The organism is Hyphomonas oceanitis SCH89 (assembly GCF_000685295.1).
GTDB lineage: Bacteria > Pseudomonadota > Alphaproteobacteria > Caulobacterales > Hyphomonadaceae > Hyphomonas > Hyphomonas oceanitis.
Map to the genome: position 1 here is coordinate 25126 of NZ_ARYL01000004.1, position 26572 is coordinate 51697.

Sequence of the window (26572 nt, forward strand, 5' to 3'; positions counted from 1 at the left end):
CTATTCCGCAGCCACTTCCGCCTGTTCGCGTTCAGCACGAAGACGTTCAGCCTTCTGCTCGACGAGACCGACGATATGCTCGATCATGTCGGCGTTCGACACGTTGTGATCGGCACGGCCAGCCACAAACATCTTGCCACTTTCCTTGCCGCCGCCCGTAAAGCCAAGATCCGTCATCGCCGCTTCACCGGGGCCGTTGACGACACAGCCGATGATGGACAGCGAGATCGGTTCTGAAATGTGGGCAAGGCGCTTCTCGAGCGTCTCGACAGTTGTGATCACGTCAAAGCCCTGCCGCGCGCAGGACGGGCACGCAATGATGTTGACGCCGCGCGTGCGCAGGCCGAGCGACTTCAGCATCTCGAAGCCGACTTTCACTTCCTCAACCGGGTCTGCCGAAAGCGACACGCGGATCGTGTCGCCAATACCGGCCCAGAGCAGGTTGCCCATGCCGATGGACGACTTCACCGTGCCGGTGCGCAGGCCGCCCGCTTCGGTGATGCCGAGATGGAGGGGCGCGTCCGTGGCTTCGGCAAGCTGGTGGTAGGCAGCAGCCGTCATGAACATGTCAGACGCTTTCACGCTGATCTTGTACTCATGGAAGCCGAGATCATCGAGAATGCGCGCATGATCCAGCGCGCTCTCAACCATCGCATCAGGGCAAGGTTCACCGTATTTCTCGAGCAGGTGTCGCTCCAGCGAGCCGCCATTGACGCCGATCCGGATGGAGCAGCCATTGGCCCGCGCGGCATTCACGACTTCCTTCACACGCGCCTGAGACCCGATATTGCCCGGATTGATGCGCAGGCAGGCAGCGCCAGCTTCTGCGGCCTCTATGGCGCGCTTGTAGTGAAAATGGATGTCCGCAACGATCGGAACAGGGGAGGCCTTGCAGATCGCCTTCATGGCCGCTGTTGAATCTTCTGTCGGGCAGGAGACGCGCACGATATCGGCGCCGGCCTCAGCTGCACGCTCAATTTGCGCAATGGTGGCGGCAGCGTCTTCAGTCGGCGTGTTGGTCATTGTCTGGACAGCAATCGGTGCATCACCGCCAATTTCGACAGACCCAACGCGGATCTTGCGCGAGACGCGCCGGTCAATATTGCGCCAAGGCCGGATCGGATTGTGGCTCATGAGACGTGGGTCTCCCTGCGGCTGATTGCTGGGCCTGATGTGGCGCTTGCAGGCCCTTGCGTAAAGGCCTCACCGCACATTGTCGCGCTATCGTGTAGCTTTGCCGGCGCCGTTCGCGGCGACGGTGGGCGCAGCCATTTCGGCGGCTTCAGCGAGTTTCTGGTCGACACTTACCGAGAATACAGCCGCACCCTCAGGACCAAGCGGACCAATCACCACGTCACCGACACGCCATTGGAAAGCACCGCCGTCCTTGGCTGACACGGTCCAGCCTGCATCAAGACGCGGGAAATAGTTCTCGCCGGCTGCCATCACGCGGCTACGGAAAATCGTGCCGTCGGCGCCGCGAATTTCCAGCCAGCCCTGGCGAACCGCCACGAGTTCTAGCTGTAGGTTCGTCGGCAATGGCCGCTCAGCTTCGCTCGCATCCTCAAACAGGCTGTGACGCGCGCCGTTGACTGCAACAATGGCAGGGGCCGGTGCCAGCTCAGGCGCGGGTTTCACGATCTGCGTCACGCCAATGGCAACACCGGCAAAGAGGGTCATCACTGCAGCTGTGGCCACCATTAGGGGCCATTTCGGCTTGGGCGGCGCGATATCACCAATTTTCGGCACAGGCGCAGAGTGTCTGACTTCCGACACGGCACCGCACTCAAGCGTATATTGAGCGATGACTTCACTGTCAGGCAGGCCCAGTTCAACGCAGTAGGCGCGCAGGTAGGGTGTAAGGTAGCCTTTGGGGATCTGGCCGATCTCCATGCGCTCAATCCACATCAGGAAATCCTGACGCAGCAGCGACTTGCGCGACACATCTGCGATTTCAAGGCCGAGCGTCTCGCGTACACGGCGCAGGACCTGCCCCATGCGCAGGCTCTCTCCATTAAACTTGCGGCTTTTGAAAATATCCATCGCCCGCTCGCGCGGGGTCATTTCCAGGATTGGCTCGGAGACGGATTCAGACACATGCGAATCCTCAACGGAACGGTCCGTTCCGCCATCAGCGGAGCGCACATCGTCCAGAGACTCAGGGCCTTGTGTGTTGAAGGTTTCGTCGTGTCCCATATTCTTCCAATCCAGCCGTCCGTCGGGATGTTCGCCAAAAGACGAGCAAGTTCTGGTCCAGAAACATGGTGATTTTTGGACCAGCGACCTTAACCGTCGGACAATTCCACCCCATGATCGGCCGCCAAGGCTAATACTTGGTTACGGAACGCATCGTCCGGCGCATCCAGCACCTTGAGAAAGTCCTCCCGAAATGCCCCAAGGTTAACAGATCTTACCATGCGTTTGACCGGACCGATAGCGCCGGCGGGCATGGAAAGGGCGTGGAATCCCAATGACAGAAAGCAAAGGGCCGAGAGGGGAGAGGCCGTCGCCTCGCCGCAAGCCGACATGCGGATCGAATGGTCGGCGCAGGTCTCCGACACCTGCTTGAGGAACCTCAGGGCCGCAGGGCTCACCAGATCATATCGATCTGATACAGATGGCGTCATACGGTCCGCCGCAAAGAAGAATTGCATCAGGTCATTTGTGCCGACAGACAGGAAGTCCGCTTGGCCTGCAAGCTCCGACAGGCTGAAAGCAAGCGCTGGAGTCTCCAGCATCACGCCCACCTCAAGCTTGGATGGCTTCTTGCCCGTCTGGTCCTCGCTCCAGGCCACTTCCTTCATCAGCAGATCGCGTGCCTCGAAGAATTCACTGGGAACGGTGACCATGGGAAACATGACGGTTAGCGGACCTGTACCGGCCGCGCGGACAAGCGCCCTCAACTGGCGCCGGAAGAGGCCTTTGTGATCGAGTGCGAAACGGATCGAGCGCCAGCCAAGCGCGGGATTTTCTTCCCGCTTCAGGTTCAGGGCAGGTAACACCTTGTCCCCGCCAAGATCGACCGTGCGGAAGATAACGCGCTTGCCATCGGCCTTTTCCAGCACGCGCTTGTAGAGCGCGACCTGGTCATTGAGGCGGGGAAGCGTTTCCGAAACAAGGAACTGGAATTCGGTGCGGAAGAGGCCCACGCCGTCGGCGCCCGCCTGATCCAGCATGTCGAGATCAAGATCCAGACCGGCATTCAGATACAGCGATACGTGCGTTCCATCCTTGGTTTTCGCTGGCAGGCCGCGCAAGGCCGCATAAGTCGCCTGGCGCTCGGACCGCAGCGCCACCCGGCCCTTGTACGCATCGTAGAGCGTATCATCCGGGCGGATGTGGAGGACGCCCTTTTCAGCATCCACGATCACCCAGTCGCCTTGGTCGACGCGGGTGGTCAGCCCCTCAATACCGCCCAGCGTGGGAATGCCCAACGCCCGCGCAACAATTGCCGCGTGCGAAGATACAGCAGCCTCTTCCATCAGGATCGCCCGAAGCCCCGCATTCGCATAGTCGAGCAGTTCCGCCGGACCCAAGCGGCGCGCAACCAGTACGCTGCGTTCTTCACTGATCTGCGGCTTGCCATCGTCACCCGCCAGAACGCGCAGCAGGCGGTTGTCCAGGTCTTCAAGATCATTCAGCCGTTCGCGCAGATAGGGGTCGCGCGCGCTTTGCAGCCGGGCCCTGTGTTCTCGGCGCGCACGGTCAACGGAGGCTTCGGCGGAGAGGCCTGACCGGACACCCTCGCGTAGCTTCTCCGCCCATGACGGATCATGCGCGAGGAGGCGATAGGTCTCCATCACGTCCCGCGGGTCATCGCCCAGCGCAGCGCCATCCAGCGCCATCATCTGGTCGATGGAATCCTTCAGGCCACGCAGGGCGTCTTTCAGGCGCTGAGCTTCAAGATTCTGGTCCGCCGCAAAGAATTTCGCCGCCGGAACGACAGGATCGTGCAGCACGGCGCGGCCGTAGCCAAGGCCTTCACACAGGACGCGGCCACTAAGGGAGGCAAGGTTGCGCTCCTTCTTTGTGCCGTCGCCATTGGACATGTGCTCCGGATCCATCCGATCAACAATCTCGGCCAGCACCATGGCAATGGTCTGCAGCGTATCGATCTCATCGTCGCCATAGGCCCGCTCGGTCCGGTTCTGGACCGTCAGGACACCCAGAACGCGGCCGCCACGCAGGATGGGCATGCCGAGGAAGGCGTGGAACGGGTCCTCGCCGGTTTCCGGGCGATACGAGAAGGAGGGATGGCGCGGTGCATCCTGGATGGCCATCGGCTCTGCCCGCCGGGCAACGAGGCCGACAAGGCCCTCATTTGAGCCAAGCCGCGTGGCCGAAACGGCTTCCGGCTTCAGGCCTTCCGTTGCGATTAGCAGCAAGGCCCCATCTGTCAGGCGCAGATAGATCGAGCAGACGTCCGCCACCATGGTGGACGCAATGATGCGCACCACCTGATCCAACCGGAAACGCGTATCGCCGTCTTCCGCCATCACCTGGCGGAGGCGGTTCATCAGGAGACGCGTGGCCGGCAGATTATAAGGCATGGTTCTCCTGAGTTTCGCAGTCGGGTTTACACTGCGTCAAGTCCGAACGCCGTGTGGAGCGCACGAACGGCCAATTCGGTATAAGGCGCAGCAATCAGAACCGAGATCTTGATCTCGGAGGTAGAAATGACGTCAATGTTGATGCCTTTCTCATAGAGCGCCGTGAACATGGTTTCGGCAACACCGGTATGGCTTTTCATGCCGACGCCGATGATCGAGATCTTGGACACATCGCGCGTCACTTCAAGTTGCTCGTACCCAATATCTGCCGCCATGCTCTCAAGCGTCTGCTTGGCGATCGGGCTGTCCCGGTCGGTACAGGTGAAGACCATGTTGGCCCGCTCCGGGCCACGTGCGTTGGCCTGCACGATCATGTCGACATTCACACCCGCACGCGCTAGCGCCGAGAAGATCTTGGCGGAAACGCCGGGCTTGTCGGCCACGCCATACAATGTGACTTTTGCTTCGTCCCGCGAATATGCAACACCGCTGACAACCTGTTTTTCCACGATTTCTTCCTCTGAGCAGACAAGGGTTCCGGGGTTCGGCTCACCTGGTTTCAGGAAGCTGGAGAGCACGCGCACCGGCACATTATGGTTCATTGCGAGTTCTACAGACCGCGTCTGCAGGACTTTCGCGCCGAGGGACGCCATTTCAAGCATCTCCTCATACGAGATTTTGGGGATCCTCCGGGCCTTGGGCACCATGCGCGGATCGGTCGTGTAGACGCCATCGACGTCGGTATAGATGTCACAGACGGTGGCGTTGAGGGCCGCTGCCACAGCGACGGCGCTGGTATCGGAACCGCCGCGCCCAAGCGTGGCAACCCGGTCGTCATCTGTCACGCCCTGGAAACCCGCAACAACGGCAATCTCGCCGCTGTCCACCGAGTCCGGCAGGCCGCTGTTCTCAAAGCCAAGAATACGGGCCCGGCCATGAGCCTCATCCGTCTTCAGGCGCAATTGCCAGCCCAGCCAGCTGCGGGCCTTGAGCCCGCGTCGTCGCAGCGCCAATGCCAGGAGGCCAGCGGTCACCTGCTCGCCGGACGCCACAATCACGTCATACTCGTCATGGAACAGGTCGCGCCCCAGATCCTGCCCTGCAGCACCCTCGGCAAGCGCAACCAGCTTGTTGGTTTCGCCTGCCATGGCCGACACCACGACTGCCATCAATTCGCCGCGCGCTGCACGGTCCGCTACGATATCCGCCACATTGGCGATCCGTTCGAGGTCGCCAACTGACGTCCCGCCGAATTTGAGAACTGTACGCGCCATTTCGCCCCATATCCTGTGAAGTGAAGGGTTTGCCCTTTATATGCGCCCTCATAGGGTTAAGTTCGACGCTGATCAAACGGGAACGCCACAAGATGGTAAAAACAATCGAAGGTTCGCGCGCTGCGCCCCGTACGCCCAGCATCGATGCCGATGAGGTGGCCAAGTTTTCGGCCATGGCAGCCGACTGGTGGAACCCCACCGGCAAGTTCAAACCGCTGCACCGGTTCAACCCTGTCCGCCTGAAATTCATTCGTGAAACAGCCGAACGCCATTTTGACATCGCGGCAGGCGCCGTGAAGCCGCTCGACGGCCTGCGCCTCCTCGACATCGGGTGCGGCGGCGGCCTTGTCAGCGAGCCCATGTGCCGCCTCGGTGCCAGTGTCACAGGCGTGGATGCCTCTGAAGCCAACATCAAGACAGCCCTGACCCATGCCTCTGAACAGGGGCTCGACATCGACTATCGCGCCGGAACCGCTGAAGGCCTGATCGACGCTGGCGAAGCGCCGTTCGACATTGTGCTGAACCTGGAAGTGGTGGAGCATGTTGCAGATGCCCACCAGTTCCTGAAGGATACGGCCAGCCTCGTGCGGCCCGGCGGCCTGATGATCGTCGCCAGCCTCAACCGCACAGCCAAGGCCCTCGCAACCGCCGTGATCGGCGCCGAATACGTGCTCGGCTGGCTGCCGCGCGGGACGCATGATTGGTCGAAATTTGTGACGCCGAACGAGGTCCGCACGGCTTTGCTGGCGGCCGGCATGACGCCTGAGCCCGCAACCGGCGTGGTCTTCAAGCCACTATCAGGCGCATGGATCCTCTCAGACGATACCGCCGTCAATTTCATGGTCGTTGCCCGGAGACCTGAAGCATGAGCGCACTGCCCACCCCAAAAGACATTCTCGACTTCTGGATCGGCGATGCCAGCCAGTCAGGCAAAGCAGCAGGCGAGAAGAACAAGATGTGGTTCGCCAAGTCGCCTGAACTCGATACCGAGATAAGCGAGCGCTTCCTGCCCTTGCTGGAGACCCTCGCCGCTGGACCGCTGGCGCAGGAATGGGCCGCGCAGGGCGCGTGCGACCGACTGGCTGCCATTATCGTACTGGATCAGTTCAGCCGAAATATATTCCGCGGCAGCCCGCGCTCCTTCTCACAGGATATGCTGGCGCTGCGCCTCTGCAAGGAAGGCCTCGCCCTGCGCGAAGACCTCTCCCTCAGCGAAGCGGAGAGGATCTTCTTCTACCTGCCACTCGAGCATTCCGAAGACGCGGGCGACCAGTCGCGCTCGGTTGAAATGTTCACCGCCCTGCGCCGCGACGCACGCGAAGAATTCGGGAAACTGACCGAAAGCGTGCTTGAATATGCCTATGCGCACCAATCGGTGATCGACCGGTTCGGCCATTTCCCGCATCGCAATGACGTCGTCGCCCGTAAATCCACGCCCGAGGAAGAAGCCTATCTCGCCAAACCCGGCAGCGGCTTCTAGTCGAGCGTCTGAGGTCCGCGTGGATCAAGGCTGCGCGCAACATCCTGCTGCATCGCCCGCGAGAGGGGATAGGTCCAGGAAGCAATCGACGCCGCGAGGTATAGTCCTGCGGGAAGCAGGCAAAAGATCATGAGTAGCCCATTGATCGCCTCTGGCGAATTGTCCTGCCCGGGGCGGAAGCCCGCCAGCTGTGCCACCATCAGATAGCCCACTCCGAAAGCCAGGCTTGATCCGACCTTGTAGGCGCTTGTAAGCAGCGCGTAGTAGATTCCAGCCCTGTTCTCGCCACTGCGGGCCGCCTGCCATTCAACGACATCCGCCGTCATTGATCGCGTCAGAACGATGGGCGCGCTGAAGGCGACGCCATTGATGATTGCTCCGATGAACAAGGGCCAGAAGCCGCCAACCTGTCCCATGAAAAAGTACAGGAGATAGCTCACCGCCGCGAACAGTGTGGCCGTGCGAAAGGCAATGTTCTTCTCCGTACGACGCGCCAGCAGGAACCAGAGCGGCATCGCCGATACCGACACGATGAAAAAGACCATCAGGATCAGGCTGGCTTGCGTATTATTGAGCTTGAAAACGTATTCGGCGACGAAAAGATAGTTGGAAGCCGTCACCGCGATGGCTGTACCCGCGAAGAGTTCCATGGCCAGAACGCGCCCCAGCATCTGGTTTTTTACGGCAGCCAGAAGTGGCTTCAGCTCGAATTTCAGGGCGTTTCCGGCGTCGCCCGGGATGGGCGGGTCAGGCACGAAGAACACCGCCAGCGCGCCAGACAGGGGCAGCGAGACCAGTAGAACGGCGCCCATGACGGCCACCTGGCCAAATCGGTCAAGTTCGAATCCGAGCACTGGCAAAATCGCCGGCAGGGCGAGGAGCGTCAACATCGCCACGATACTCACGACCTCGGGCCATACGAAGAGGCGCGAGCGTTCATCATATGTCGTGGCAATCGCTGGCACCCAGGCCGAGCGCGATGTCTGAAGCAGGGTGAAGCCCACATAGAACAGCAGCATCCATCCGACAAAATAGCCCGGGCCGACGCCCGTTCGCGGCGGCATGTAGACGAAATAGGTGGCAACCGCGAGGAGCGGCACACTTAACAGTATCCAGTGCCTGACGCGTCCGAGTGGACTGCGATACCGGTCCACCAGATACCCCATCACCGGATCGGTGAAGATGTCCCAAAACCTCAGCAGCATGAAAAGAAGACCGGTCAACTCCAGCCCCAGTCCCACTTCGTGGGCATAGAGCGGCGAGAGGTATACGGCCAATGGAAGGCCCACCCCCGCGAGCGGAATACTCAGCGTCGAGAATGCGAGAACGCGCGGTAGGGAAAGGCGTTGAGCGGGCGTTGATGTCATATCCACAGACTGCGCATGCAATTCGTGACGGCCAAGTCATTTTTATGCTGCACTGCGGCTTGACGGCTGGGCCTTTAGTCGTGAGTTTCCGGCCAAATTCAAAGTAAGGGCTGACTGATAATGCTGAAAAAACTGATGCTTGGCGTGCTTGGACTTGTCGTCCTGGTGGTCGGAATCATACTCGTGCGAACCTTCACTTATGGCGGCTCACCCGTCGGTGGCCGCGTTGAGCTGCCTGCCGCACCCGAGATTTCCGCAGAATCAGCCGCAGAGCATCTCGCCGAAGCCATCCGGTTCAAAACCGTCACGCTGTCCGGCGGAGACCCGCGCCCCGGTCAGGAAGGGGCATGGTTGTCCCTGCAGGACTGGCTGGTGGACACCTATCCTGCCGCGCACGCCGCGATGACTCGCGAGACCGTGCCCGGCACGCTTACCTTGCTCTACACGTGGAAGGGCAGCGACCCGTCGCTGAAACCGCTCCTCCTCATGGCCCACCAGGATGTTGTGCCAGTGAACATCGGCACCGAGGACGACTGGACTGGCGCGCCTTTTGCCGGAGAGATCATCGACGGCTACGTCTACGGACGCGGCGCGATTGACGACAAGGGCAACCTGATTGGCCTTATGGAAGCTGCCGAAGGGCTCGCAGCTTCAGGCTACCAGCCCAAGCGGACCGTGATGTTCATGTTCGGCCATGACGAGGAAGTACTCGGGTCGGGTGCACAGGCTGGCATAGCCCTGCTGAAGTCACGCGGCGTTGAACCGGAAATGGCCCTCGACGAAGGCTTCATGGTGATCGATCCGTCGCCGATCACGGGCAAGTCGATGGCCTTTGTCGGCGTCTCCGAGAAAGGCTATATCACGCTCAAGCTGACCGTCGTCGCCGCTGGCGGACATTCGTCGCAACCGCCGCGCAACTCGGCCGACGTGGCCCTTTCGCGCGCCATTGTCGCTCTCGATGAAAACCAGATGCCGGCCGATTTCTCCAAGCCCCCGGTTTCCGAACTCTTCCTGGCTTCTGGCCAGGACATGCCTTTCATGCAGCGCATGGCTCTAGCGAACCTCTGGCTGTTCCAGGGCGCTGTAGAATCCTCGATGGCCAAAGTACCGGCAGGCAATGCCATGATCCGTACCACGACTGCACCGACCATGCTGAGCGGTTCGGCCAAGGAAAACGTTCTGCCGCAGCGGGCAATGGCCATGGTCAATTTCCGGATCCACCCGAATGACACGCCAGAATCTGTCATGGCGCACGTCAAGGAAGTCACGAAGGATATTGAAGGCCTCGAGATCGAAATCGGAGGCGACGGTATCAGCAGCCCGGCATCGCCGGTCTCACCGACTGACAACCGCGCCTATGCAGTACTCGCAAGCGTGGCCGCTGAAGTCGGCAATGGAGCCCCAGTTGCGCCAGCGCTCGTTATCGGCGCGACAGACTCCCGCTACGCAGCGGCGATCACGCAGAACATCTACCGCTTTGCGCCCGCCCTGATGTCCCCGGAAGACCTCACAGGCTTTCACGGCACGAATGAGCGGATCTCGGTGGAAAACATGGCGCGCCTGTCGAAAGGCTATGCACAAGTCATTCTCGGCATGGACGGCCCGGATTCCTGAGGCCTTATCTCCCAAACCACAACCCTGACGTCCCGGCCGTTCCCCTAAAGGAGCGGCCGGGCTTGTTTCAGGCCTAGCTGACCGGGTCGGTCACCTTTTCAATCGGGATCGTGTAGTGCCGGGCGCAGAACTGGCAATCGATGGCCAGCGTGCCATCGGGCTCGACCATTTCGCGCAGGGCATTGTCCGGCATGCCCTTCAGCGTATCGACAAGCCGCTCTTCATTGCAGGTACAGCTGTCCAGCAGGCCAACCCGGTCTTCCATCCGCACGCCCTGTTCATGGAACAGGCGGAACAGGAGATCGGGCACGGCAAGGTCGGGATCGACCAACTCAGCATCGCTCAGCGTGCCAAACAGGGCCTCGGCCTCACGCCAGACTTCTATCGTGTCGCCGCGATTTTCGTCGCCCGCGATGCGCTGAACCATCATGCCGCCTGACACCCAGATCGGCTTCTCGCCCTTGCGGTCGAGTTCGGCCACGGCAAGCTTGATACGGCTCGGCACCTGCTCGGACTGGGCGAAATACTCTTCCGCACATTCCGACAGCGTACCCTTCTCGAGCGGCACGATGCCCTGATAGGGCGCAATCGAGGGATCGTCCTGAATAAGGATAAGGGCGAGACGTCCGGTCGGGCCGAAGAGTTGTGGCATATGCGGGGCAGCGCCCTTATTCACTTTCTCAAGATGGGCCCAACGGTCGGCGTCAAACTTGGCATAACCGCGCACGCCGCCATCGGTGCGGTATTCACCAACCAGCATGGAGACGGGCCCGTCACCCTCGGCCTGGACCAGGATACGGCCTTCGAACTTCAAGGAAGCGCCGACCATTGCAGCCAGCGTCACAGCCTCGCCCAGAATGCGGGCCAGGTTGCGTGGATAGTCATGGCGCTGCAGGATCGGCGACAGGCTGTCAGCGCCCATGCGGACGGCACGGCCGCGCACGGGGCGCTGGTCGATCTGGAAATTGACGACAAAGTCACTGTCAGGACGGGCAATATCGGTCATGGGGCACGCTTTCAGGCGGGGCGGATGGATGCCCCCATGTGGCAGCGCGAACCTTCTGCGGCAAGGGGGCGCCCCGTCAGGCTGAGCAGCTGCCCCCACCGAGCACACAGAAACTGGCGCACCAGGCGTGATTCAGGCGCACGGGTTCGGCCGTTGCTTCGCCCAGCGTGGCACCCAGCTCAAAGGCCGGATCGTCGACCAGCAGCGTGCACGCCGTAACCGTCGCGCGGCCCGCTCCCTTGCGGCGGATGACCATGCGCTGGTTGGCGCACATGATGTCAGCCGGGTCCTTCGACAGGATCTGCCAGCAGGCAGTGGTGATTTCCGGCGGATCGTCCCGAGCGATCATTTCGGGAAAGAGGACGAGCTGCGATGTGTTCGCGGGATCAAGCTTCAGCCCAAGGCGCGCAGCCAGTTCGCCATAGGCGGCGCGCGCTGAGGCATCGTCCTCATTGAGCGTCTGACGCCCGGCGAGTGCCACATGAATGCCCTGCCCGGCCAGCCATTCGAGCCCCCTGCAGGCCTCGGCAAAAGCGCCTTCGCCGCGCTCGGCATTGTGGGCGGCCTCATCATGGGAATCCAGCGACACGCGCAAGGTCAGCCGGTCACCATAGCGGGCGTGCAGGTCCTGCAGACCTGCCTGAATGCGCGGGCGCATCATCGGGCGCATGGCATTGGTCAGCAGCAGAAGGCGGTGTCCGCGCTGCAATGCGCTTTCCATAATCGGCAGTATCTCAGGGCACATGAAAGGCTCGCCGCCCGTAATGCCGATCTCTTTAGGCCCCCCGCCAAGCGCATCAATCTCGTCAAGGAATGGCGCGACGTCAGCGAGGCTAAGATAGACCAGCCGGTCATTGGTGGGTGAACTCAGGATATAGCAATTGGCGCACTCGATATTGCAGAGCGTGCCGGTATTCAGCCACAGGGTCTTCAGGCCACGCCAGTCAACGCTGGCGCGGGTTTCGCCCTTGGCGGTCATGTGCGGATTCGAGAATTTCTCGCGCGGAAAAACAGTGTGAGCCATGGCGTATGTCTAACAAGATGCGCCCGCCGGGCGCCAGCGCCTTCTCGCAGACGTGATGGCGCGTGAAGGAAGCGGCAGGCATTGCCGCTCGGCGTGACTCGTATAGATCGTTCTCTATGGCACGCGAAACACATGACCTGATTTTCCAGATGCTGACATCGGGCGACGATGGCCGCGTGTGCAAGGATATTCCCGAAGACGCATGCCATATGGAAGCGCGCAGCTTCACGACGCATGTCATGGCCCTGTCGACCAGCAAGATTGCCGATGGGCTGATCGATCCAAAGCTGGTGCTGAGCTGGCTGCTGGCGACGCTCGGCGCACCCACACTCTTCATCGGCCTGCTGGTGCCGGTGCGCGAGGCAGGCTCACTGCTGCCCCAGCTGTTCACGGCGGGCGCACTGCGCCTGCTGCCGCAGCGCAAATGGGCGTGGGCCGCCGGGTCGCTGGTGCAGGGCCTCGCGGCCTTGGCAATCGCAGTCAGCGCCTTCACGCTTGAAGGCGAAGCAGCGGGCATCGCCATCACCGGCGCGCTCGCCGTTCTGGCTGTGGCGCGCTCTGTCTGCTCGGTGACGTACAAGGATGTGCTCGGCAAGACCGTGTCCAAGTCGCGGCGCGGCTCGGCAACAGGCGCAGCCACGACCGTCGGCGCGGCGGCCGTGCTGGCATATGGCGCCCTACTGACGTCTGGCCTCTTGCCGCGCATGGACATTGTCGAGGCCGGCCTGATCGGCGCAGGCGTGTTCTGGATCGCGGGTGCCGCAGTTTTCCTGCAGTTGCGGGAAGTGCCGGGCGCAACCGAGGGCGGGGCCAGCCCGATCAGCGCGGTCATGGAGAATTTCGGTCTGCTGCGTAGCGACGCTCAACTGCGCCGGTTTATCGCGGTACGGGGCCTGCTCGTTTCGACCGCCCTCGCACCACCCTTCATGGTGGCACTAGCATCGCGCGAGCATGGACCGGACGGCAGCGACGGCTTTGGCGGTCTCGGCCTGCTCGTGATCGCTTCGGCTGGCGCAGGCCTCCTCAGTTCTTATGTCTGGGGACGACTGGCCGACAAATCGAGTCGGAAGGTGCTCGTCCTGACATCCGCCTCCGCGACGCTCGCCCTCTGCGCCACGCTTGCCTTCAATACGGCAGGCCTGCTGGGCGCGGTCTGGGCCCTGCCCCTCGTTCTGTTTGCACTTATGATCGCTTATCAGGGTGTACGGCTTGGCCGCTCGACCCATCTTGTCGACATGGCAACACAGGAAACGCGCGCCGCCTATACGGCGCTTTCCAACACGATCATCGGCGCGCTGCTGTTGCTCGGTGGCGGGTTCAGCCTTATCGCGCAATTTGCGGGCGAGGCTGTCGTCCTCGGCTTACTCGCCGTCATGAGCGCGCTGGCGCTGCCGGTCGCCCTAGGTCTGGAAGAAGTTCAGACGAAAGCCTGATCCCTATTTATCGAGGCACCAGCGCAGAATGGCTTTCTGGGCATGCAGACGGTTCTCGGCTTCGTCCCAGATCAGGGAATTTGGCCCGTCGATGACTTCGGCGTCCACTTCCTCACCCCTATGGGCCGGCAGGCAGTGAAGGAACTTCGCGCCACCGGCCGCCAGTTCCATCAGTTCTTCGGTCACCGCATAAGGCTCGAGGATTTCAAGACGCCGCTCGGCATCCTTGTCACCCATGGAAACGAACGTATCGGCAATCACCACATCGGCGCCAGCGACGGCCTCCTCAGCGGTCTCATAGAGATCAATACGACCCTGCATTTCGCGGGCGATCTCGACATCTTCATCATCAGGCGCAAACCGGTGCGGTGTGCCAACCGCCAGCGAGAAGCCGAACTTGGCAGCTGCATGCATGAAGCTCGCGCAGACATTGTTGCCATCGCCAACCCAGGCGAGGCGCGCGCCGCGCAGCGTAAGGCCGCTCTCTTCAAGCGTCTGCAGGTCGGCCATGATCTGGCACGGATGCGACCGGTCCGTCAGGCCGTTGATCACCGGCACGCTGGAGAACTCGGCGAAGGTTTCGACATCGCTATGGTCATTCGCGCGGATCATTACCGCGTCGACATAACGGCTAAGCACACGGGCCGTGTCATCGACGGTCTCGCCACGTCCGAGCTGCATGTCATTGCTGGTCGCGGTGATCGAGCTGCCGCCGAGCTGGCGCATGCCCATGTCGAAGGAAAACCGTGTCCGCGTAGACGATTTCTCGAAGATCATCGCGAGCGTGTGGCCTTCCAGCGGCGCGCCCGTATCGACGCGGCCCTTGGGCCAGCCTTGGCGCGCATTCTTGGCGCGGTGGGCCTCATCCAGGATTGCACGCAGGTCAGCCGACTCAAGATGCCAGATGTCGAGGAAGTGGCGCGGGGCTGAAGGCGTTGTCATGGTCGGGCGCTCCCGTTCAAAAAGGAAGCGCGGGGGATAGCGCGTTTCACGCTACGGCGCCAGTCGTGCGATAAAAGCAATCCGGCATACCTGTACGCCCGGATCAAGGCGCTGGAGAAGGCCTTGGCAGCCGCATTGGCGAGATAATCCCGTGAATTCCAAATATCTGGCCAAAAAGTAATTGAGAATGACTTGCAAATAGCGTGCGAGCGTGGCACATTTTGAGAATGGTTCGCAATATGGTGAGCCACCGAAACGGAGGTCCTTCCCGATGTGCTTACCCATGGATGATGTAGCGATGGTCTGCTGGCTGAGACAGCAAGTCCGCGTGCTTGAAGTCTGGCGCGAAGAGCTCGCCTGCCGCCCCGAAATTGAAATCGCAATGGTGACGCGTCTTGAGCGTCACTATGCGTGGCTGACATCGGAGATCATGCGGCTCGAAGCGCCTCGTCGCGCTGCATGATGTCAGCCCGTGTCGCGGCGCGGGACCGGGACGTACGTTTCCTCCCAGACGCCTTGCCCCGCGCTGCGGCACCTTTAGGCTATTATGTCAGGCGCGCTTCAGCACCCTGACCACCAGTAGCAGGATCACGGCGCCGATCGTGGCGTGGATAATCGCGCCGACGATGCCCGCGCCCAGGCTCACATTCAGTGCGGGGAAGAGGAATCCGGCAATAAAGGCACCGACAATGCCGACCACGATATTGCCGACGATGCCGAAGCCGAACCCCTTGACGATGAGTCCGGCGAGCCAGCCAGCGACAGCGCCGATCAGCAGAAAAATAATAAGGCTTTCAAGGGTCATTTGCGTTTCCTCGTTTTTGTCAGGCCGCACATGCGGCCCTCTTCTTATGGAACCACTGACTCTAGGCGCGTTTGGACCCGGACGCCAACACGCCAGCTTAAAGTCCGCATTCTCGCTACCGCCACTCCAGCGCCACCCACATCTCTCCGCTGGCGAAGGCCCGCGCTTTGCCCTATGTGACGGGCAAGCCCACCGGCCCCTCTAATCTCAGGAGAGACAGGACTAATGGACACCGTACTCATCATCGGCGCTGGCGCCGCCGGCTCAGTGGTCGCGCAGAAATGCGCCATGGACCGTGACACGTTCAAGCACATCACGCTGGCCTCGCGCCGCATCGAAAGCTGCAAGAAAGTCGCCAAGATGTGCAAGACGCCGATCGAGATCGCACAGGTCGACGCCGACAATGTCGCCGAGGTCGTCGCGCTCATTAACAAGGTGAAGCCGGACCTCCTGATCAACATGGCCCTGCCCTATCAGGACCTTCCGATCATGGACGCCTGCGTCGAGACCGGCACCAACTACATGGACACCGCAAACTACGAACCGCGCGAAATCGCCAAGTTCGAATATAGCTGGCAGTGGGCCTATCAGGACAAGTTCGTCGAGAAAGGCATCACCGCCATTCTCGGCTGCGGCTTTGATCCGGGCGTGTCGAACATCTGGTGCGCCTATGCGCAGGAACACCTGTTCGACGAGATCGAATATATAGACATTGTCGACTGCAATGCCGGCGATCACGGCAAGACCTTCGCCACGAACTTCAACCCGGAAATCAACATCCGCGAAGTGACGCAGGACGGGAAATACTGGAAAGACGGCGAGTGGATCGAGATCCCTGCCCTCTCCATCCGCTGCGATATCGACTATCCGGAAGTCGGCCCGAAAGCCTCTTACCTCATCTATCACGAGGAAGAGGAAAGCCTCGTGAAGAACATCAAGGGCCTGAAGCAGATCCGCTTCTGGATGACCTTTGGCGAGCAGTACATCAAGCACCTCGAAGTGTTCAAATCCATCGGCCTGATCGGCCTCGAACCGATCAAGCACAAGGGTATGGACATCGTGCCCATGGAATTCCTGAAAGATCTGCTGCCCGTGCCGTCGTCCCTTGCGGAAGGCTACACCGGCAAGACGTCGATCGGCGTGATCGTCCGTGGCAAGAAGGATGGCAAGCCGCTCACCAAGATGCTCTACAACGTCTCCGACCATGCCGAGACGAACAAGGAAGTCTCCGCGCAGGCCGTCTCCTACACAACCGGCGTGCCACCCGTTTCCGGCGCGGCCATGTTCTTCAAGGGCATCTGGAGCGGCAAGGGCGTGTTCAACGTCGAGCAGTTCCCGTCAGCACCCTTCCTCGAAGACGTCGCCAAGCGCGGCCTTCCGACGACGATTGTTGACCTCGCGCCCGGCGCCCAGGACGAACTGTTTTCTGTAAAGACCTGATCTTCAACAAGGGGCTCATCCTGAGCGCAGTCGAAGGACGAGCCTCGTGCGACGCGCAACCTTATTACTCCCGCGCCCGCCCTTCGACTGCGCTCAGGGTGAGCGCTCCTTTTGCATGAGTTCCAGAACATGACCGCTGAATTGCTGCCAGAGAACATCAACACTCCTTGCTTCGTCCTCGACGTTGCCCGCCTCCGGGCCAACCTGGAGACAGCCACGCGTGTGCGCGAGAAAGCCGATTGCAAGGTCCTGCTCGCCACCAAGGCCTTCGCCATGCCCGCCGTGTTCCCGATGATGCGCGACTATCTCGATGGCACGACCGCCAGCGGCGAGCACGAGGCCATCATGGGCGCCGAGGAATTCGGCAAGGAAGTGCACGTCTATTCCCCCGCCTATACCGAGGATGAAGTGCAGCGCCTCACCAAGGTCGCCCAGCACATCTATTTCAACTCGGCTGAACAGCTGGCCCGCTTCGGCGCCATCGCGCGCGACGCTGGCTGCAAGGTCGGCCTGCGGGTGAACCCCGGCTATTCCAACGCCACACTTGGCGGCGACCTCTACAACCCCACAGCCCCCGGCAGCCGTTTCGGCGAAGTGCCCGGCATGCTGGACAGTGTCGACTGGTCCGGCGTCGACATCTTCCACGTCCACGCCCTCTGCGAGAGCCTCGCTGAAGGTTCCGTCGGCCTCATCGAATTCGTCGCCGACAATTTCGGGAAATACATTGAGCAGGTCTCCGCCGTGAATTTTGGCGGCGGCCATTTCCTCAACAAGCCGGGCTATGATGTCGATGCCCTGATCGCGGCCATCAAGGCCTTCAAGGCGAAGTTTGATGTGGAAGTCGTGCTGGAGCCCGGCGCAGGCCTCGTGGTCAACACTGGCGAACTCTACGCAACCGTCCTCGCGCTTCACAAGAATGAGCTGGACCTCGCCATCCTCGACGCCTCCGCCTCCACCCATATGCCCGACGTGCTCGAAGTGCCCTACCGGCCCGACATTATCGGCGCGGGCGACCCCGGCGAACTCGCGCACACCTATCGTCTCGGCGGCAAGACCTGCATGACCGGCGACGTGCTCGGCGACTATTCCTTCCCGGAACCGCTCGTGCCCGGCCAGCAACTGATCTTCACCGACCAGATGCACTACAGCTTCGTCAAGACGAACACGTTCAACGGGACACCGCTCGCCAACCTCGCCGTGCGCTGGGAAGACGGCGTCGTCGAACCGCTGACTGATTTCGGATACGAAGAATTCCGGCGGCGTCTCGGCCGCTAGGCGCCAGGCCTTGGCAGGCACATCAATTGCGATGTGCCACTGACAAGCAACCGGCCTTCAAGGTCATGAATCTCACCGTCCGTTGACATGAGACCGCCCTCGGCGATCCCTGCCCGAATGCGCATATGCAGCCACTCCGCTTCGGTGGTCGGGCGGTGGAAGCGATAATGGTAATCCATGTTCGGTGCGATCCAGGGCGACGGGTCATCTTCCGGGTGCGCCGGGTATTGCGCCATCCAGCCATAGGTATCGAGCAGGATCATTGCCCGCGCCGCATCAACGAACGTATTCTCCGCGCGCGCCCTTGGCCGGAACTTGTAGAGCCCCGTCAACTCCGGATCGCGCGCGCCATCCCCGGCCTCCGGCATGCCCTTGATCGGGCGCTCCTCGAAGCGTTGCAGGAATAGAGGCGCCGGCCTGTCCGGGTGCAGCTCTTCATAACTCTTGAGCGACTGCGGGGTCGGCACGTTCTGAAGGCGTGACGAATCATGCGCCAGCCCCGGCGCCTCATCCTGCACAGCCCAGACATGGCACATCAAAAGAATATTGCCCTCCTGAACCAGTTCCATCCTGACAAGTTCACTGCGACGGCCCGACTTCAGAATTTCCGCGCGCAATTCGGCCGGGCCATACTTGCCCATGCGCAGAAAGTGGCACGTCATGCTGGCCGGGCGCGGCAACCGCGTCGCTTCTCCCGACGCCCGCAAGGCCAGCGCAGAGATGAACCCGCCCGCCGGGCTCCACAGCCCCCAGTCCGCACGAAGGTCAACCGCCCAGCTCTGGTCACGCAGACGCAAAAGCCGCGTCGCCTCCTCAAAGTCATCAACGCGGTCCATCGCATCCCCCTCCATGAACAGTCAGATTTTTAGGCTCGGACACTAGCAACCCATGCGGGAAACGAAAGTGATGGAATCGCGAAACTCAACCATGGCACTCGGGCGACGTTTGACACGCCCTATCAGCGATCCTAAATCGGAAAGGCAAAAAAGGACTTCCAGAACGATGAACTAGTGGCACCGGACCTTCCGGAAACGATCCCAGCCAACGGGCGCATTGCGCCTGCCGTTCACAACAATTGGAACCCCACATCATGCAACGACTACAGAACAAGACCGCCCTCATCACAGGCGCGGCCAGTGGCATTGGTAAAGCCATCGCCGAGGCCTTCGCAAAAGAAGCCGCCCAGGTCATCATCACCGACATTGACGACGCGCAAGGCAAGGAAACCGCTGAGGCCATCGGCGCGCGCTACGAACATCTCGATGTCTCAAACGAAGCCGACTGGCTGCGCATTGCGGAAGCCATCCCTGCCCTTGACGTGCTCGTCAACAATGCCGGCATCACCGGCTTCGAAAACGGCGAGATGGTCCACGACCCGGAAAACGCTTCACTGTCAGCCTGGCGCGCGGTCCATTCCGTCAATCTCGACGGCACATTCATGGGCTGCCGCTATGCCATCGGCGCCATGAAGCAGAAGGGCGCGGGCAGCATCATCAACATCTCTTCGCGCTCCGGCCTCGTCGGCATTCCCGGCGCAGCCGCCTACGCCTCGTCGAAGGCAGCGATCCGGAATCATTCCAAATCGGTCGCCCTCTATTGCGCGCAGAATGGCTGGAACATCCGCTGCAACTCGGTTCACCCCGCCGCCATCCTGACACCGATCTGGGAACCGATGCTGGGCGACGGCCCGGACCGGGACGCCCGCATGAAGGCGCTGGTCGCAGACACGCCGATGAAGCGGTTCGGTCAGCCGGAAGAAGTGGCCGCCATCTGTGTCATGCTGGCAAGCGATGAGGCCGCCTACATGACGGGCGCCGAACTCACGCTGGATGGCGGACTGCTCGCAGGCTCTGCCGCAGCGCCCGGCGGCTAGACCTGAACGGTCCTAGAATACCTGATTATTACCCAGCGACGGGATACGGGCGCGCGCCTTGTCGACCTCATCAAGATCAAGGTCCGCCCAGATCACGCCCGGCTCATCGCCGTCCGCTTCCGCGAGAATCTCGCCCCAAGGCGAGATGATCAGCGAGTGGCCATAAGTCTCGCGACCGTCTTCGTGCTTGCCACCCTGCGCTGGCGCGACGACGAAACAGCCGGTCTCGATGGCGCGGGCGCGCAAGAGCACATGCCAGTGCGCTTCGCCCGTCACACGCGTGAAGGCGGCTGGCACGGTGAGTATCTGCGCCCCGGCCTGCGCCAGCGACCGGTAAAGCGCAGCAAAGCGCAGATCATAGCAGATGGTCATGCCAACGCGCCCGATGCCGGCATTGGCAAGCACCGTGGATGTGCCTGGCCTGTAGGAGCGCGATTCCCGATAGGTCTGGCCGTCGCCCACCTCGACGTCGAACATGTGGATCTTGTCGTAATGCGCGACCACGTCGCCATCCGGCGCGATCAGGAAAGATCGGTTCGCCAGTCGATCGTCGCCTTCCGCCGTCACCGCAATCGAGCCGAGCAAGAGCCAGACGCCCAGCTCAACTGCCAGCGCCCGGAACGCGACAAGCGTCGCATCATCTTCCTGCGCGACAATCTTTGGCCGCGCCATGCCGGGGCGGATGTCCAAAAGATTGGTCATCTCCGGCGTCGCTATGAACACCGCACCGGCTTCCGCCGCCTGCCGCACCAGCGCGCTGGCCGCCGCAATATTCTCCGCCACCGCTGTTGTAGAGCGCATCTGCACACAGGCGGCGCGGATCACGGTCATAGCCTCAGACCGGTTCCCATTCCGTCAGCGCGGCATCAATGATGCCCGTCGCTTCGCGAACGTTCTCGTCCGTGATGATCAGTGGCGGCGCAAGGCGCAGCACATTGGCACCAGCTACGCCGACCAACAGGTTCTTGTCGCGGCAAAGGCCCTGCAGGCTTTTCGGATCGGCTTTCATCTTGAGGCCGGTCAGCAGGCCCTTGCCGGTCACACCCTCCACCTTGTCCGGGTGGCTATCAGCAAGGCTCTTCAGGCCCTGCGCCAGCGTGCCGGAAACCCGGCGCACTTCGGCAAGGAAGTCATCATTCGCAATCATGTCCCAGATCACGTTACCCACGGCCATGGCCAGCGGGTTGCCGCCATAGGTCGAGCCGTGGCTACCGGGCTGCATGTGCTCGCCGCACGCCTCGGTTGTCAGACAGGCGCCAAACGGGAAGCCGCCGCCAATGCCCTTGGCCGCGCACAGGATGTCAGGCTCGGCGCCCGCCACCCAGTCATGCGCGAACAGCTTGCCGGTCCGGCCCATGCCGCATTGCACTTCGTCAAAGATCAGCACGAGGCCATGTTCGTCGCACAGCTTGCGCAGGCCGATCAGGCATTGGTCCGGCATGGCGCGCACGCCGCCTTCGCCCTGCACCGGCTCAACGAGAACAGCCGCCGCAGTTGGCCGCGCCGCCGCTTCCTTCAGCGCGTCATGGTCACCCCATTCCAGATGCACGAAGCCGGGCAGCGCCGGGCCAAAGCCTTCAAGGTATTTCGGATTGCCGCCGGCATTGATCGCGCCCAGCGAGCGGCCATGGAAGGCGCCGGTGAACGTGATGATGTCGATGCGCTCTTCGCGGCCATTCGCCCAGTGATACTTGCGCGCGGATTTGATCGCGCACTCAATGGCCTCAGTGCCGGAGTTCGTGAAGAACACCCGGTCAGCAAACGTGTCACGGCAGATCTTGTCGGCCAGTTCCTCGGCGCCGCGCACGCGGAACATGTTGGACGTGTGCCACAGCTTGCCTGCCTGATCGCGCAGTGCGTCGACCATGGCCGGGTGCGCATGACCCAGCGCATTCACCGCAATGCCGGCGATGAAGTCGAGATAACGTGTGCCATCTTCGGTGAAGAGGTACGGGCCCTGGCCCTCGACGAAGACCTCTTCCGGTGGCCGGTAGACGGGCATGATGTGCTGGCGCGGATCGCTCATGATTTCTCCTGCGATTAGCAAGTGTGATGAAGTTGCCCGTACGCTTGGCGAGACGCTGACCGTAAGTCAACAGCTTGGCCACTCCCGGCCCGCATGTCGGCGTCACACGGTTGCAATGCTGTGACTTTACAACATTGGTTTTGTCACATGCGATGGAGGCCGAGATGATCAGAATATGCCTTTTGGGAGCCTTGCTGCTCGTCGCCTCTCCGGCCGTCTTCGCACAAGGCATAAACGGCTCCGGAGAGGTCGTCACGGCCACAACCGACACCACTTCTGTTACCGCTACCAATCAGCCCGTCATCAGCAGACGCATCGTCCGCACAGGTCGTGATGGGCGCAAGACAGAGACGGAATCCCTGACATCTCCCTTGGATGCAGCAAACGAATCCGAGCCCCGCCCCGCAGTGTCCACGCTTAGAACGATCGTTCATAATCGCGATGCAGAGCTGGACCTTTTGGAGATTGTCGCACGCGCGCATACGATCACGGAAACCGCTACACCTGATGGCACCACACGGATCATCCGGATTATTCCGGAAGGCGGGCACGGCGCCACGCTCATCACAATTACAAAAGATTAATCGAAAAACGATAATAATGATTGACGTTTATCGATAATACGATATTGCTAATCAGGAAGACGAGGCGGATCGGAAGCGATGTCCAAAACGCCCCCTACCTCACCTGAGCCGTCGTTACGGTTCGTCTCGGCCTTCTCTAATCTGCTTGCTCCCCTGGCATGCGGAGGACTTCAATACCTCAACACATCTCCAAAACGGAAAGAGGCGCAAGACCTGAAACCGGGTCTCGCGCCTCTCCACCGTTTGCAGCGTTTCCTCCCAGAAACTTGCCTGCTCATAGGTCACCAGTTTCACACATGTGTCAAGAATGTGTTCAACAAATTTTTTGCGCCCGCACTTGCATCTGGCTGGATCCGTTCCAGCAGCTTCAAGCAGGACGCCTGCGCCTCGTCGCTCCAGTCCGCCGCTGGAGACAAGGCAAGCGAGGCTTGGCTCTTAAGAATGATTCCATCGTCAAGAATCTTCAGGCCATTGGCTTTCAGGGTCGCCCCGGTCGAAGTGATGTCGACAATCACGTCCGCTGCGCCCGTGGTCGGCGCGGCTTCAGTTGCCCCGGCACTCTCGACAAGCCTGTATTCGCCCACTGACTTGGCTGCAAAAAACCGCCGCGTCAGACGCATGTACTTGGTCGCCACGCGCAGACGGCGATGATGCAGCTTGCGGAAGGCGGCGCCTGCCGCCTCAAGGTCGGCCATTGTATCCACGTCGAGCCAGGCCTGCGGCACGGCCACGATCACATCCGCGCCCCCAAAGCCGAGCTGGCGTACAATGCGAAATTCGGATGCGCCATCAGGCGCGAAATCGTGCAGCAGGTCTTCACCCGTCACGCCGATATGCAGGCTGCCCTCGATCAGGCCGCGCGCAATCTCGCTCGCTGACAGCAGCCGCATTTCCACGTCGCCCAGCCCGGCAATTTCTGCCTGATAGCCACGCTCGCCGCCAATCTGGCTGACAGGAAACCCGAGCTCGGCCAGCCACTGCTCGGTCTGCTCCTTGAGCCGTCCCTTGGACGGTATCGCGAAAGACAGCTTGCTCATGCCACACTCTCCCGTGCACGGATGACCCGGTCAGGACGCACCACACCGCCAATACCCGACGCCCGTGCACGACCGCCGGAGAGGCCCGCGATCAGCCCGTCATAGCGCCCGCCGGTCGCGATCGGCTGGCGTTCGCCGAGGCCACCGGCATAGGTCTCGAAGACGAAGCCATCATAATAGGTGAACCGCCGGCCAAATCCCGAGCGGAACCTTCCGGCCTCTGCAACACGGGGAACAGCGTCGATGATCGCCTCTACCCGGCGTGTCACGCGTTCGATCACGCTATCCAGGCCGCGCAAGCCATGAGCCCGCGCAATGCCGGAGAGCGCCTCTGCCGTTTCCGGCGCGCTGCAATTGACGCCGGCAAGAGCGCCAAGCACCTTTCGGGCATCTTCCGGCACACCGCCGGCATCCGCCGCCGCAGCCTTGGCCTTCAGGCCCTCGATGATCTCCGTAACGGAGCGTGTCCCGATCATGGGGATGGACCGCTCACGCAGGGCATCGAGAAAGGCAAGTGCAGCCGCCTCCGGCGCAGATGCCGACAATTGATGCGCGAGATCTACCTCAGGCGCAGACGGTGCCCCGGCCAGCAACTCAGCCACGCCACCTTCCTGACGAAAGGCGCGTTTCAGCAGGCTGGCAGTAACGCCGTGCAGGCCAAGCGCATCGACGAAAGCCGGAAACACGGAGAGGTCGCCCATCACCATGCGCCAGTTATCAATACCGCAAGCCGCGACAGCCGCCTGCACAAGGGCGAATGCATCCGCATCCTCGTCCGGGCTGGACTCGCGGCCAAACCGTTCAAACCCAACTTGCGTGAATTCCATCGGATCGTCCGGCGATGCCGGCAGTCGGAAAGCGCGCGCCGCGTAGGTATAGGCCTCTGGCCCATTTCGGCCTGATGCAAGCCTCTCGGCTTCCATCCCTGCGACAGGCAGGGTCAGGTCCGGCCGCATGACCATCTCGTTGCCGCGATGATCGGTGAACACGCAGAGCCGCGCCCGCACAGCTTCGCCCGACAATTCCAGCGGAATGTCCGAGGCCAGCACATAGGCCGGGTCCACCGGCCGCGCGCCGGTCTGCGCGAAGACCGCGCTCGCCGCTTCGACAATCTGTTCCGGGGTCATCCCTGCGCCTCGACGATCCGCCGTACAGCTTCCACCATCTCGCCGCGCGGCACTTCAATCTGTCCTGGGCGCGCTTCGCGGTATTCCTCGTTGGACTGGATCGCCTTGGCTTTCAGGGCGCCCATTTCGAGATCCTTGATCGTCACGGTTCCCGCTTCGATTTCATTGCTGCCAACCATGACCACGGCAGGCGCGCCGCGACGGTCAGCATATTTCATCTGACCCTTCATGCCGGAGCCGCCCATATAGGCTTCCGCCCTCAGGCCTGCCCGGCGCAGAAGCGTCGCAATCTCAAGCGCCACAGCCGGGCTGTCCTTGTCGAGGTTGAGCACGACAACCGGACCATCCAGCTTCACCGTCTCGCCCATGATCGCCAGCGCAGAGGCCAGACGCGAGATGCCAACCGAGAAACCCGTCGCAGGCACCGTCTCGCCAGTGAACCGAGCCACAAGATCATCATAACGCCCGCCGCCACCGATCGAGCCGATACGATAGGTCTTGCCATCCTCGCCCGTCACTTCGCGCAACAGCTCCGCCTCGTAAACCGGCCCGGTATAATATTCGAGCCCGCGCACAACCGACGGATCGATCACGACATCACCTTCCGGCGCGCCGAGCGCTTCCAGCGCCACGGCAATCGCCTCCAGCTCAGCGAGGCCAGCCTTGCCTTCCTCACTATTGCCGGCCGCTTTCGAAAGGTTCGCCAGCGTCTCGGCCCGCGTTTTCGCGCCCGCTTCGGCAAATGCCAGAACAGCCTTCACCTCCGCATCACCAAGCCCGGCGCCTTTGGTAAAGTCGCCGCTGTCATCCAACCGGCCCTTGCCAAGCAGGTCGGCGACACCGGATGCGCCCAACCGGTCCAGCTTGTCCAGCGCCCTCAGGATGGCGAGGCGCGTATCCGCCGATGCCGCCCCAACACTCTCGAGAACGCCATTCAGTAGCCGCCGCGTGTTCACGCGGATCACGAACTCGCCCGTCTCCATGCCAACCGCACGCAGGGCTTCGGCGCCCATGGCGATCATCTCGGCATCGGCATGAAAACCGGGCGCGCCAACCGTATCAGCATCACACTGCCAGAATTCACGAAAGCGGCCGGGGCCAGGCTTCTCATTGCGCCACACAGGGCCCGCAGCATACCTGCGGAATGGTCTGCCAACGGTCTGGCCTGCCTCGGCGATGAACCGCGCAAGGGGCGCCGTAAGATCATAACGCAGCGACATCCACTGCTCGTCATCGTCCTGAATGGCGAACACACCTGCATTGGGCCGATCATCATCCGGCAGGAATTTGCCGAGCGCATCGGCATATTCGAACGCGCCCGTCTCCAGCGCCTCAAAGCCCCATTTGCGATAGACGCCAGTGACCGTCTCCACCAGTTTCGCCTGTGCATGGATGAGGCCCTCGCGCTTGTCGGGAAAGCCGCGTGGCTTGCGGGCAAGATCCTTGCCGGTGAGAGGCTGGGTGTCCTTGTCGCTCATATCTATCAGGTCCTGTTTACCGCCGCGCTCCGCATAGACGGAGACGGTCTGGATGGGAAGGCAACACGTTGCAGAAGCGCGACCCTGCCGCAGCTTGCCTCATCTGGTCTGGTTCTGGGAGATGAACACTTGCAGGAGGCGCAGCCGAACCGGTTCGCGCCTCAGTGGCGCGTCACGCGTGGTGGTGGTGGTGCAGTGCAGTGTTCATTGGGGAGGCGGATACTGACGGCCCGGCCG

At 61.6% G+C, this 26572-nt stretch carries 24 protein-coding genes; 9 read left to right on the forward strand and 15 right to left on the reverse strand.

The annotated features are described in order from the left end of the window. The 4 genes from ispG to HOC_RS03935 form a co-directional block, all read right to left on the reverse strand. The gene (gene ispG, locus HOC_RS03920) at window positions 1-1134 is read right to left on the reverse strand and encodes a flavodoxin-dependent (E)-4-hydroxy-3-methylbut-2-enyl-diphosphate synthase (RefSeq protein ID WP_035536000.1); all 1134 of its coding nucleotides are present in this window, start codon (window positions 1132-1134) and stop codon (window positions 1-3) included. A gap of 87 nt (window positions 1135-1221) precedes the next feature. After that, window positions 1222-2196 carry a helix-turn-helix domain-containing protein gene (locus HOC_RS03925; RefSeq protein ID WP_035536002.1) on the reverse strand — a complete coding sequence of 325 codons (975 nt, stop codon included), beginning with the start codon at window positions 2194-2196 and terminating at the stop codon, window positions 1222-1224. Window positions 2197-2285: 89 nt separating this feature from the next. After that, the gene (ptsP, locus tag HOC_RS03930; RefSeq protein ID WP_035536004.1) at window positions 2286-4550 is read right to left on the reverse strand and encodes a phosphoenolpyruvate--protein phosphotransferase; all 2265 of its coding nucleotides are present in this window, start codon (window positions 4548-4550) and stop codon (window positions 2286-2288) included. A 26-nt stretch (window positions 4551-4576) separates the two neighbouring features. Next, window positions 4577-5824 carry an aspartate kinase gene (locus HOC_RS03935; RefSeq protein WP_035536006.1) on the reverse strand — a complete coding sequence of 416 codons (1248 nt, stop codon included), beginning with the start codon at window positions 5822-5824 and terminating at the stop codon, window positions 4577-4579. Between the two features lie 92 nt (window positions 5825-5916). Between HOC_RS03935 and ubiG the strand changes: the two genes are divergently transcribed. Continuing rightward, complete coding sequence (gene ubiG / locus HOC_RS03940) at window positions 5917-6693, forward strand: bifunctional 2-polyprenyl-6-hydroxyphenol methylase/3-demethylubiquinol 3-O-methyltransferase UbiG (protein ID WP_035536007.1); 777 nt, start codon at window positions 5917-5919, stop codon at window positions 6691-6693. Then, a complete protein-coding gene (locus tag HOC_RS03945; RefSeq protein ID WP_035536008.1) occupies window positions 6690-7304 on the forward strand; it encodes a DUF924 family protein in 615 nt (204 codons plus the stop codon). The genes ubiG and HOC_RS03945 overlap by 4 nt, the downstream gene beginning before the upstream one ends. Here HOC_RS03945 and HOC_RS03950 read toward each other — a convergent pair. Further along, complete coding sequence (locus HOC_RS03950) at window positions 7301-8671, reverse strand: MFS transporter (RefSeq protein WP_084146123.1); 1371 nt, start codon at window positions 8669-8671, stop codon at window positions 7301-7303. The genes HOC_RS03945 and HOC_RS03950 overlap by 4 nt on opposite strands. 120 nt (window positions 8672-8791) lie before the next feature. Between HOC_RS03950 and HOC_RS03955 the strand changes: the two genes are divergently transcribed. After that, complete coding sequence (locus HOC_RS03955) at window positions 8792-10285, forward strand: M20 family peptidase (protein WP_035536011.1); 1494 nt, start codon at window positions 8792-8794, stop codon at window positions 10283-10285. A 73-nt stretch (window positions 10286-10358) separates the two neighbouring features. Here the strand turns inward: HOC_RS03955 and HOC_RS03960 are convergent, their stop codons facing one another. Together HOC_RS03960 and HOC_RS03965 are read right to left on the reverse strand one after the other, a co-directional pair. Beyond that, window positions 10359-11291, reverse strand: a complete 933-nt coding sequence (locus HOC_RS03960; RefSeq protein WP_035536012.1) for an Hsp33 family molecular chaperone HslO — start codon at window positions 11289-11291, stop codon at window positions 10359-10361. 76 nt (window positions 11292-11367) lie between these two features. Continuing rightward, window positions 11368-12315, reverse strand: coding sequence for a radical SAM protein (locus tag HOC_RS03965; RefSeq protein ID WP_035536013.1), 948 nt, complete (start codon window positions 12313-12315; stop codon window positions 11368-11370). 116 nt (window positions 12316-12431) lie between these two features. On the opposite strand from HOC_RS03965, the gene HOC_RS03970 reads away from it, so the two are divergent. Continuing rightward, window positions 12432-13748, forward strand: coding sequence for an MFS transporter (locus tag HOC_RS03970; protein WP_035536015.1), 1317 nt, complete (start codon window positions 12432-12434; stop codon window positions 13746-13748). A gap of 3 nt (window positions 13749-13751) precedes the next feature. Here HOC_RS03970 and argF read toward each other — a convergent pair whose 3' ends face one another. Next, a complete protein-coding gene (argF, locus tag HOC_RS03975) occupies window positions 13752-14690 on the reverse strand; it encodes an ornithine carbamoyltransferase (RefSeq protein ID WP_035536017.1) in 939 nt (312 codons plus the stop codon). 283 nt (window positions 14691-14973) lie between these two features. Here argF and HOC_RS03980 point away from each other — a divergent pair, with 283 nt between their 5' ends. Next, on the forward strand, window positions 14974-15153 hold the full coding sequence (locus tag HOC_RS03980; protein WP_035536019.1) for a hypothetical protein: 180 nt from the start codon (window positions 14974-14976) through the stop codon (window positions 15151-15153). 87 nt (window positions 15154-15240) lie between these two features. Here HOC_RS03980 and HOC_RS03985 read toward each other — a convergent pair whose 3' ends face one another. Continuing rightward, window positions 15241-15495 (reverse strand): GlsB/YeaQ/YmgE family stress response membrane protein, encoded by a 255-nt coding sequence (locus tag HOC_RS03985; RefSeq protein WP_035536021.1) that lies wholly within the window; start codon window positions 15493-15495, stop codon window positions 15241-15243. 225 nt (window positions 15496-15720) lie between these two features. Here HOC_RS03985 and HOC_RS03990 point away from each other — a divergent pair, with 225 nt between their 5' ends. Further along, window positions 15721-16935 (forward strand): saccharopine dehydrogenase family protein, encoded by a 1215-nt coding sequence (locus HOC_RS03990; protein ID WP_035536022.1) that lies wholly within the window; start codon window positions 15721-15723, stop codon window positions 16933-16935. A gap of 129 nt (window positions 16936-17064) precedes the next feature. Next, window positions 17065-18210, forward strand: coding sequence for a carboxynorspermidine decarboxylase (gene nspC / locus HOC_RS03995; protein WP_035536225.1), 1146 nt, complete (start codon window positions 17065-17067; stop codon window positions 18208-18210). Here the strand turns inward: nspC and HOC_RS04000 are convergent. Further along, window positions 18207-19046 carry a thioesterase family protein gene (locus HOC_RS04000; RefSeq protein WP_035536024.1) on the reverse strand — a complete coding sequence of 280 codons (840 nt, stop codon included), beginning with the start codon at window positions 19044-19046 and terminating at the stop codon, window positions 18207-18209. The genes nspC and HOC_RS04000 overlap by 4 nt on opposite strands. A 254-nt stretch (window positions 19047-19300) precedes the next feature. On the opposite strand from HOC_RS04000, the gene HOC_RS04005 reads away from it, so the two are divergent. Then, entirely contained in the window at window positions 19301-20083 is a 783-nt protein-coding gene (locus tag HOC_RS04005; protein WP_035536025.1) for an SDR family oxidoreductase, read from the forward strand. A 12-nt stretch (window positions 20084-20095) separates the two neighbouring features. Here HOC_RS04005 and HOC_RS04010 read toward each other — a convergent pair whose 3' ends face one another. Together HOC_RS04010 and HOC_RS04015 are read right to left on the reverse strand one after the other, a co-directional pair. Beyond that, entirely contained in the window at window positions 20096-20914 is an 819-nt protein-coding gene (locus HOC_RS04010; RefSeq protein ID WP_035536026.1) for a carbon-nitrogen hydrolase family protein, read from the reverse strand. A gap of 4 nt (window positions 20915-20918) precedes the next feature. Beyond that, window positions 20919-22109, reverse strand: a complete 1191-nt coding sequence (locus HOC_RS04015) for an aspartate aminotransferase family protein (protein WP_035536027.1) — start codon at window positions 22107-22109, stop codon at window positions 20919-20921. 164 nt (window positions 22110-22273) lie between these two features. On the opposite strand from HOC_RS04015, the gene HOC_RS04020 reads away from it, so the two are divergent. Then, window positions 22274-22693: a hypothetical protein gene (locus tag HOC_RS04020; RefSeq protein ID WP_156950371.1), complete on the forward strand. Its 420-nt coding sequence runs from the start codon at window positions 22274-22276 to the stop codon at window positions 22691-22693. Window positions 22694-22983: 290 nt separating this feature from the next. On the opposite strand, the gene hisG is transcribed toward HOC_RS04020, so the two are convergent. The 3 genes from hisG to hisS are packed head-to-tail and all read right to left on the reverse strand — an operon-like array spanning window position 22984 to window position 26335. Then, window positions 22984-23730 carry an ATP phosphoribosyltransferase gene (gene hisG / locus HOC_RS04030; RefSeq protein WP_051624505.1) on the reverse strand — a complete coding sequence of 249 codons (747 nt, stop codon included), beginning with the start codon at window positions 23728-23730 and terminating at the stop codon, window positions 22984-22986. Then, window positions 23727-24857, reverse strand: coding sequence for an ATP phosphoribosyltransferase regulatory subunit (locus HOC_RS04035; RefSeq protein ID WP_035536030.1), 1131 nt, complete (start codon window positions 24855-24857; stop codon window positions 23727-23729). Before HOC_RS04035 ends, hisG begins: the two co-directional genes overlap by 4 nt. Further along, entirely contained in the window at window positions 24854-26335 is a 1482-nt protein-coding gene (gene hisS / locus HOC_RS04040; protein WP_035536031.1) for a histidine--tRNA ligase, read from the reverse strand. Before hisS ends, HOC_RS04035 begins: the two co-directional genes overlap by 4 nt. Window positions 26336-26572 lie beyond the last annotated feature (237 nt).

Excerpts from the sequence above, each read along its gene's own strand:
- ispG (WP_035536000.1), bottom strand. The coding sequence starts at position 1,134 with ATGAGCCACAATCCGATCCGGCCTTGGCGCAATATTGACCGGCGCGTC.
- HOC_RS03925 (WP_035536002.1), bottom strand. The coding sequence starts at position 2,196 with ATGGGACACGACGAAACCTTCAACACACAAGGCCCTGAGTCTCTGGAC.
- ptsP (WP_035536004.1), bottom strand. The coding sequence starts at position 4,550 with ATGCCTTATAATCTGCCGGCCACGCGTCTCCTGATGAACCGCCTCCGC.
- HOC_RS03935 (WP_035536006.1), bottom strand. The coding sequence starts at position 5,824 with ATGGCGCGTACAGTTCTCAAATTCGGCGGGACGTCAGTTGGCGACCTC.
- ubiG (WP_035536007.1), top strand. The coding sequence starts at position 5,917 with ATGGTAAAAACAATCGAAGGTTCGCGCGCTGCGCCCCGTACGCCCAGC.
- HOC_RS03945 (WP_035536008.1), top strand. The coding sequence starts at position 6,690 with ATGAGCGCACTGCCCACCCCAAAAGACATTCTCGACTTCTGGATCGGC.
- HOC_RS03950 (WP_084146123.1), bottom strand. The coding sequence starts at position 8,671 with ATGACATCAACGCCCGCTCAACGCCTTTCCCTACCGCGCGTTCTCGCA.
- HOC_RS03955 (WP_035536011.1), top strand. The coding sequence starts at position 8,792 with ATGCTGAAAAAACTGATGCTTGGCGTGCTTGGACTTGTCGTCCTGGTG.
- HOC_RS03960 (WP_035536012.1), bottom strand. The coding sequence starts at position 11,291 with ATGACCGATATTGCCCGTCCTGACAGTGACTTTGTCGTCAATTTCCAG.
- HOC_RS03965 (WP_035536013.1), bottom strand. The coding sequence starts at position 12,315 with ATGGCTCACACTGTTTTTCCGCGCGAGAAATTCTCGAATCCGCACATG.
- HOC_RS03970 (WP_035536015.1), top strand. The coding sequence starts at position 12,432 with ATGGCACGCGAAACACATGACCTGATTTTCCAGATGCTGACATCGGGC.
- argF (WP_035536017.1), bottom strand. The coding sequence starts at position 14,690 with ATGACAACGCCTTCAGCCCCGCGCCACTTCCTCGACATCTGGCATCTT.
- HOC_RS03980 (WP_035536019.1), top strand. The coding sequence starts at position 14,974 with ATGGATGATGTAGCGATGGTCTGCTGGCTGAGACAGCAAGTCCGCGTG.
- HOC_RS03985 (WP_035536021.1), bottom strand. The coding sequence starts at position 15,495 with ATGACCCTTGAAAGCCTTATTATTTTTCTGCTGATCGGCGCTGTCGCT.
- HOC_RS03990 (WP_035536022.1), top strand. The coding sequence starts at position 15,721 with ATGGACACCGTACTCATCATCGGCGCTGGCGCCGCCGGCTCAGTGGTC.
- nspC (WP_035536225.1), top strand. The coding sequence starts at position 17,065 with ATGACCGCTGAATTGCTGCCAGAGAACATCAACACTCCTTGCTTCGTC.
- HOC_RS04000 (WP_035536024.1), bottom strand. The coding sequence starts at position 19,046 with ATGGACCGCGTTGATGACTTTGAGGAGGCGACGCGGCTTTTGCGTCTG.
- HOC_RS04005 (WP_035536025.1), top strand. The coding sequence starts at position 19,301 with ATGCAACGACTACAGAACAAGACCGCCCTCATCACAGGCGCGGCCAGT.
- HOC_RS04010 (WP_035536026.1), bottom strand. The coding sequence starts at position 20,914 with ATGACCGTGATCCGCGCCGCCTGTGTGCAGATGCGCTCTACAACAGCG.
- HOC_RS04015 (WP_035536027.1), bottom strand. The coding sequence starts at position 22,109 with ATGAGCGATCCGCGCCAGCACATCATGCCCGTCTACCGGCCACCGGAA.
- HOC_RS04020 (WP_156950371.1), top strand. The coding sequence starts at position 22,274 with ATGATCAGAATATGCCTTTTGGGAGCCTTGCTGCTCGTCGCCTCTCCG.
- hisG (WP_051624505.1), bottom strand. The coding sequence starts at position 23,730 with ATGAGCAAGCTGTCTTTCGCGATACCGTCCAAGGGACGGCTCAAGGAG.
- HOC_RS04035 (WP_035536030.1), bottom strand. The coding sequence starts at position 24,857 with ATGACCCCGGAACAGATTGTCGAAGCGGCGAGCGCGGTCTTCGCGCAG.
- hisS (WP_035536031.1), bottom strand. The coding sequence starts at position 26,335 with ATGAGCGACAAGGACACCCAGCCTCTCACCGGCAAGGATCTTGCCCGC.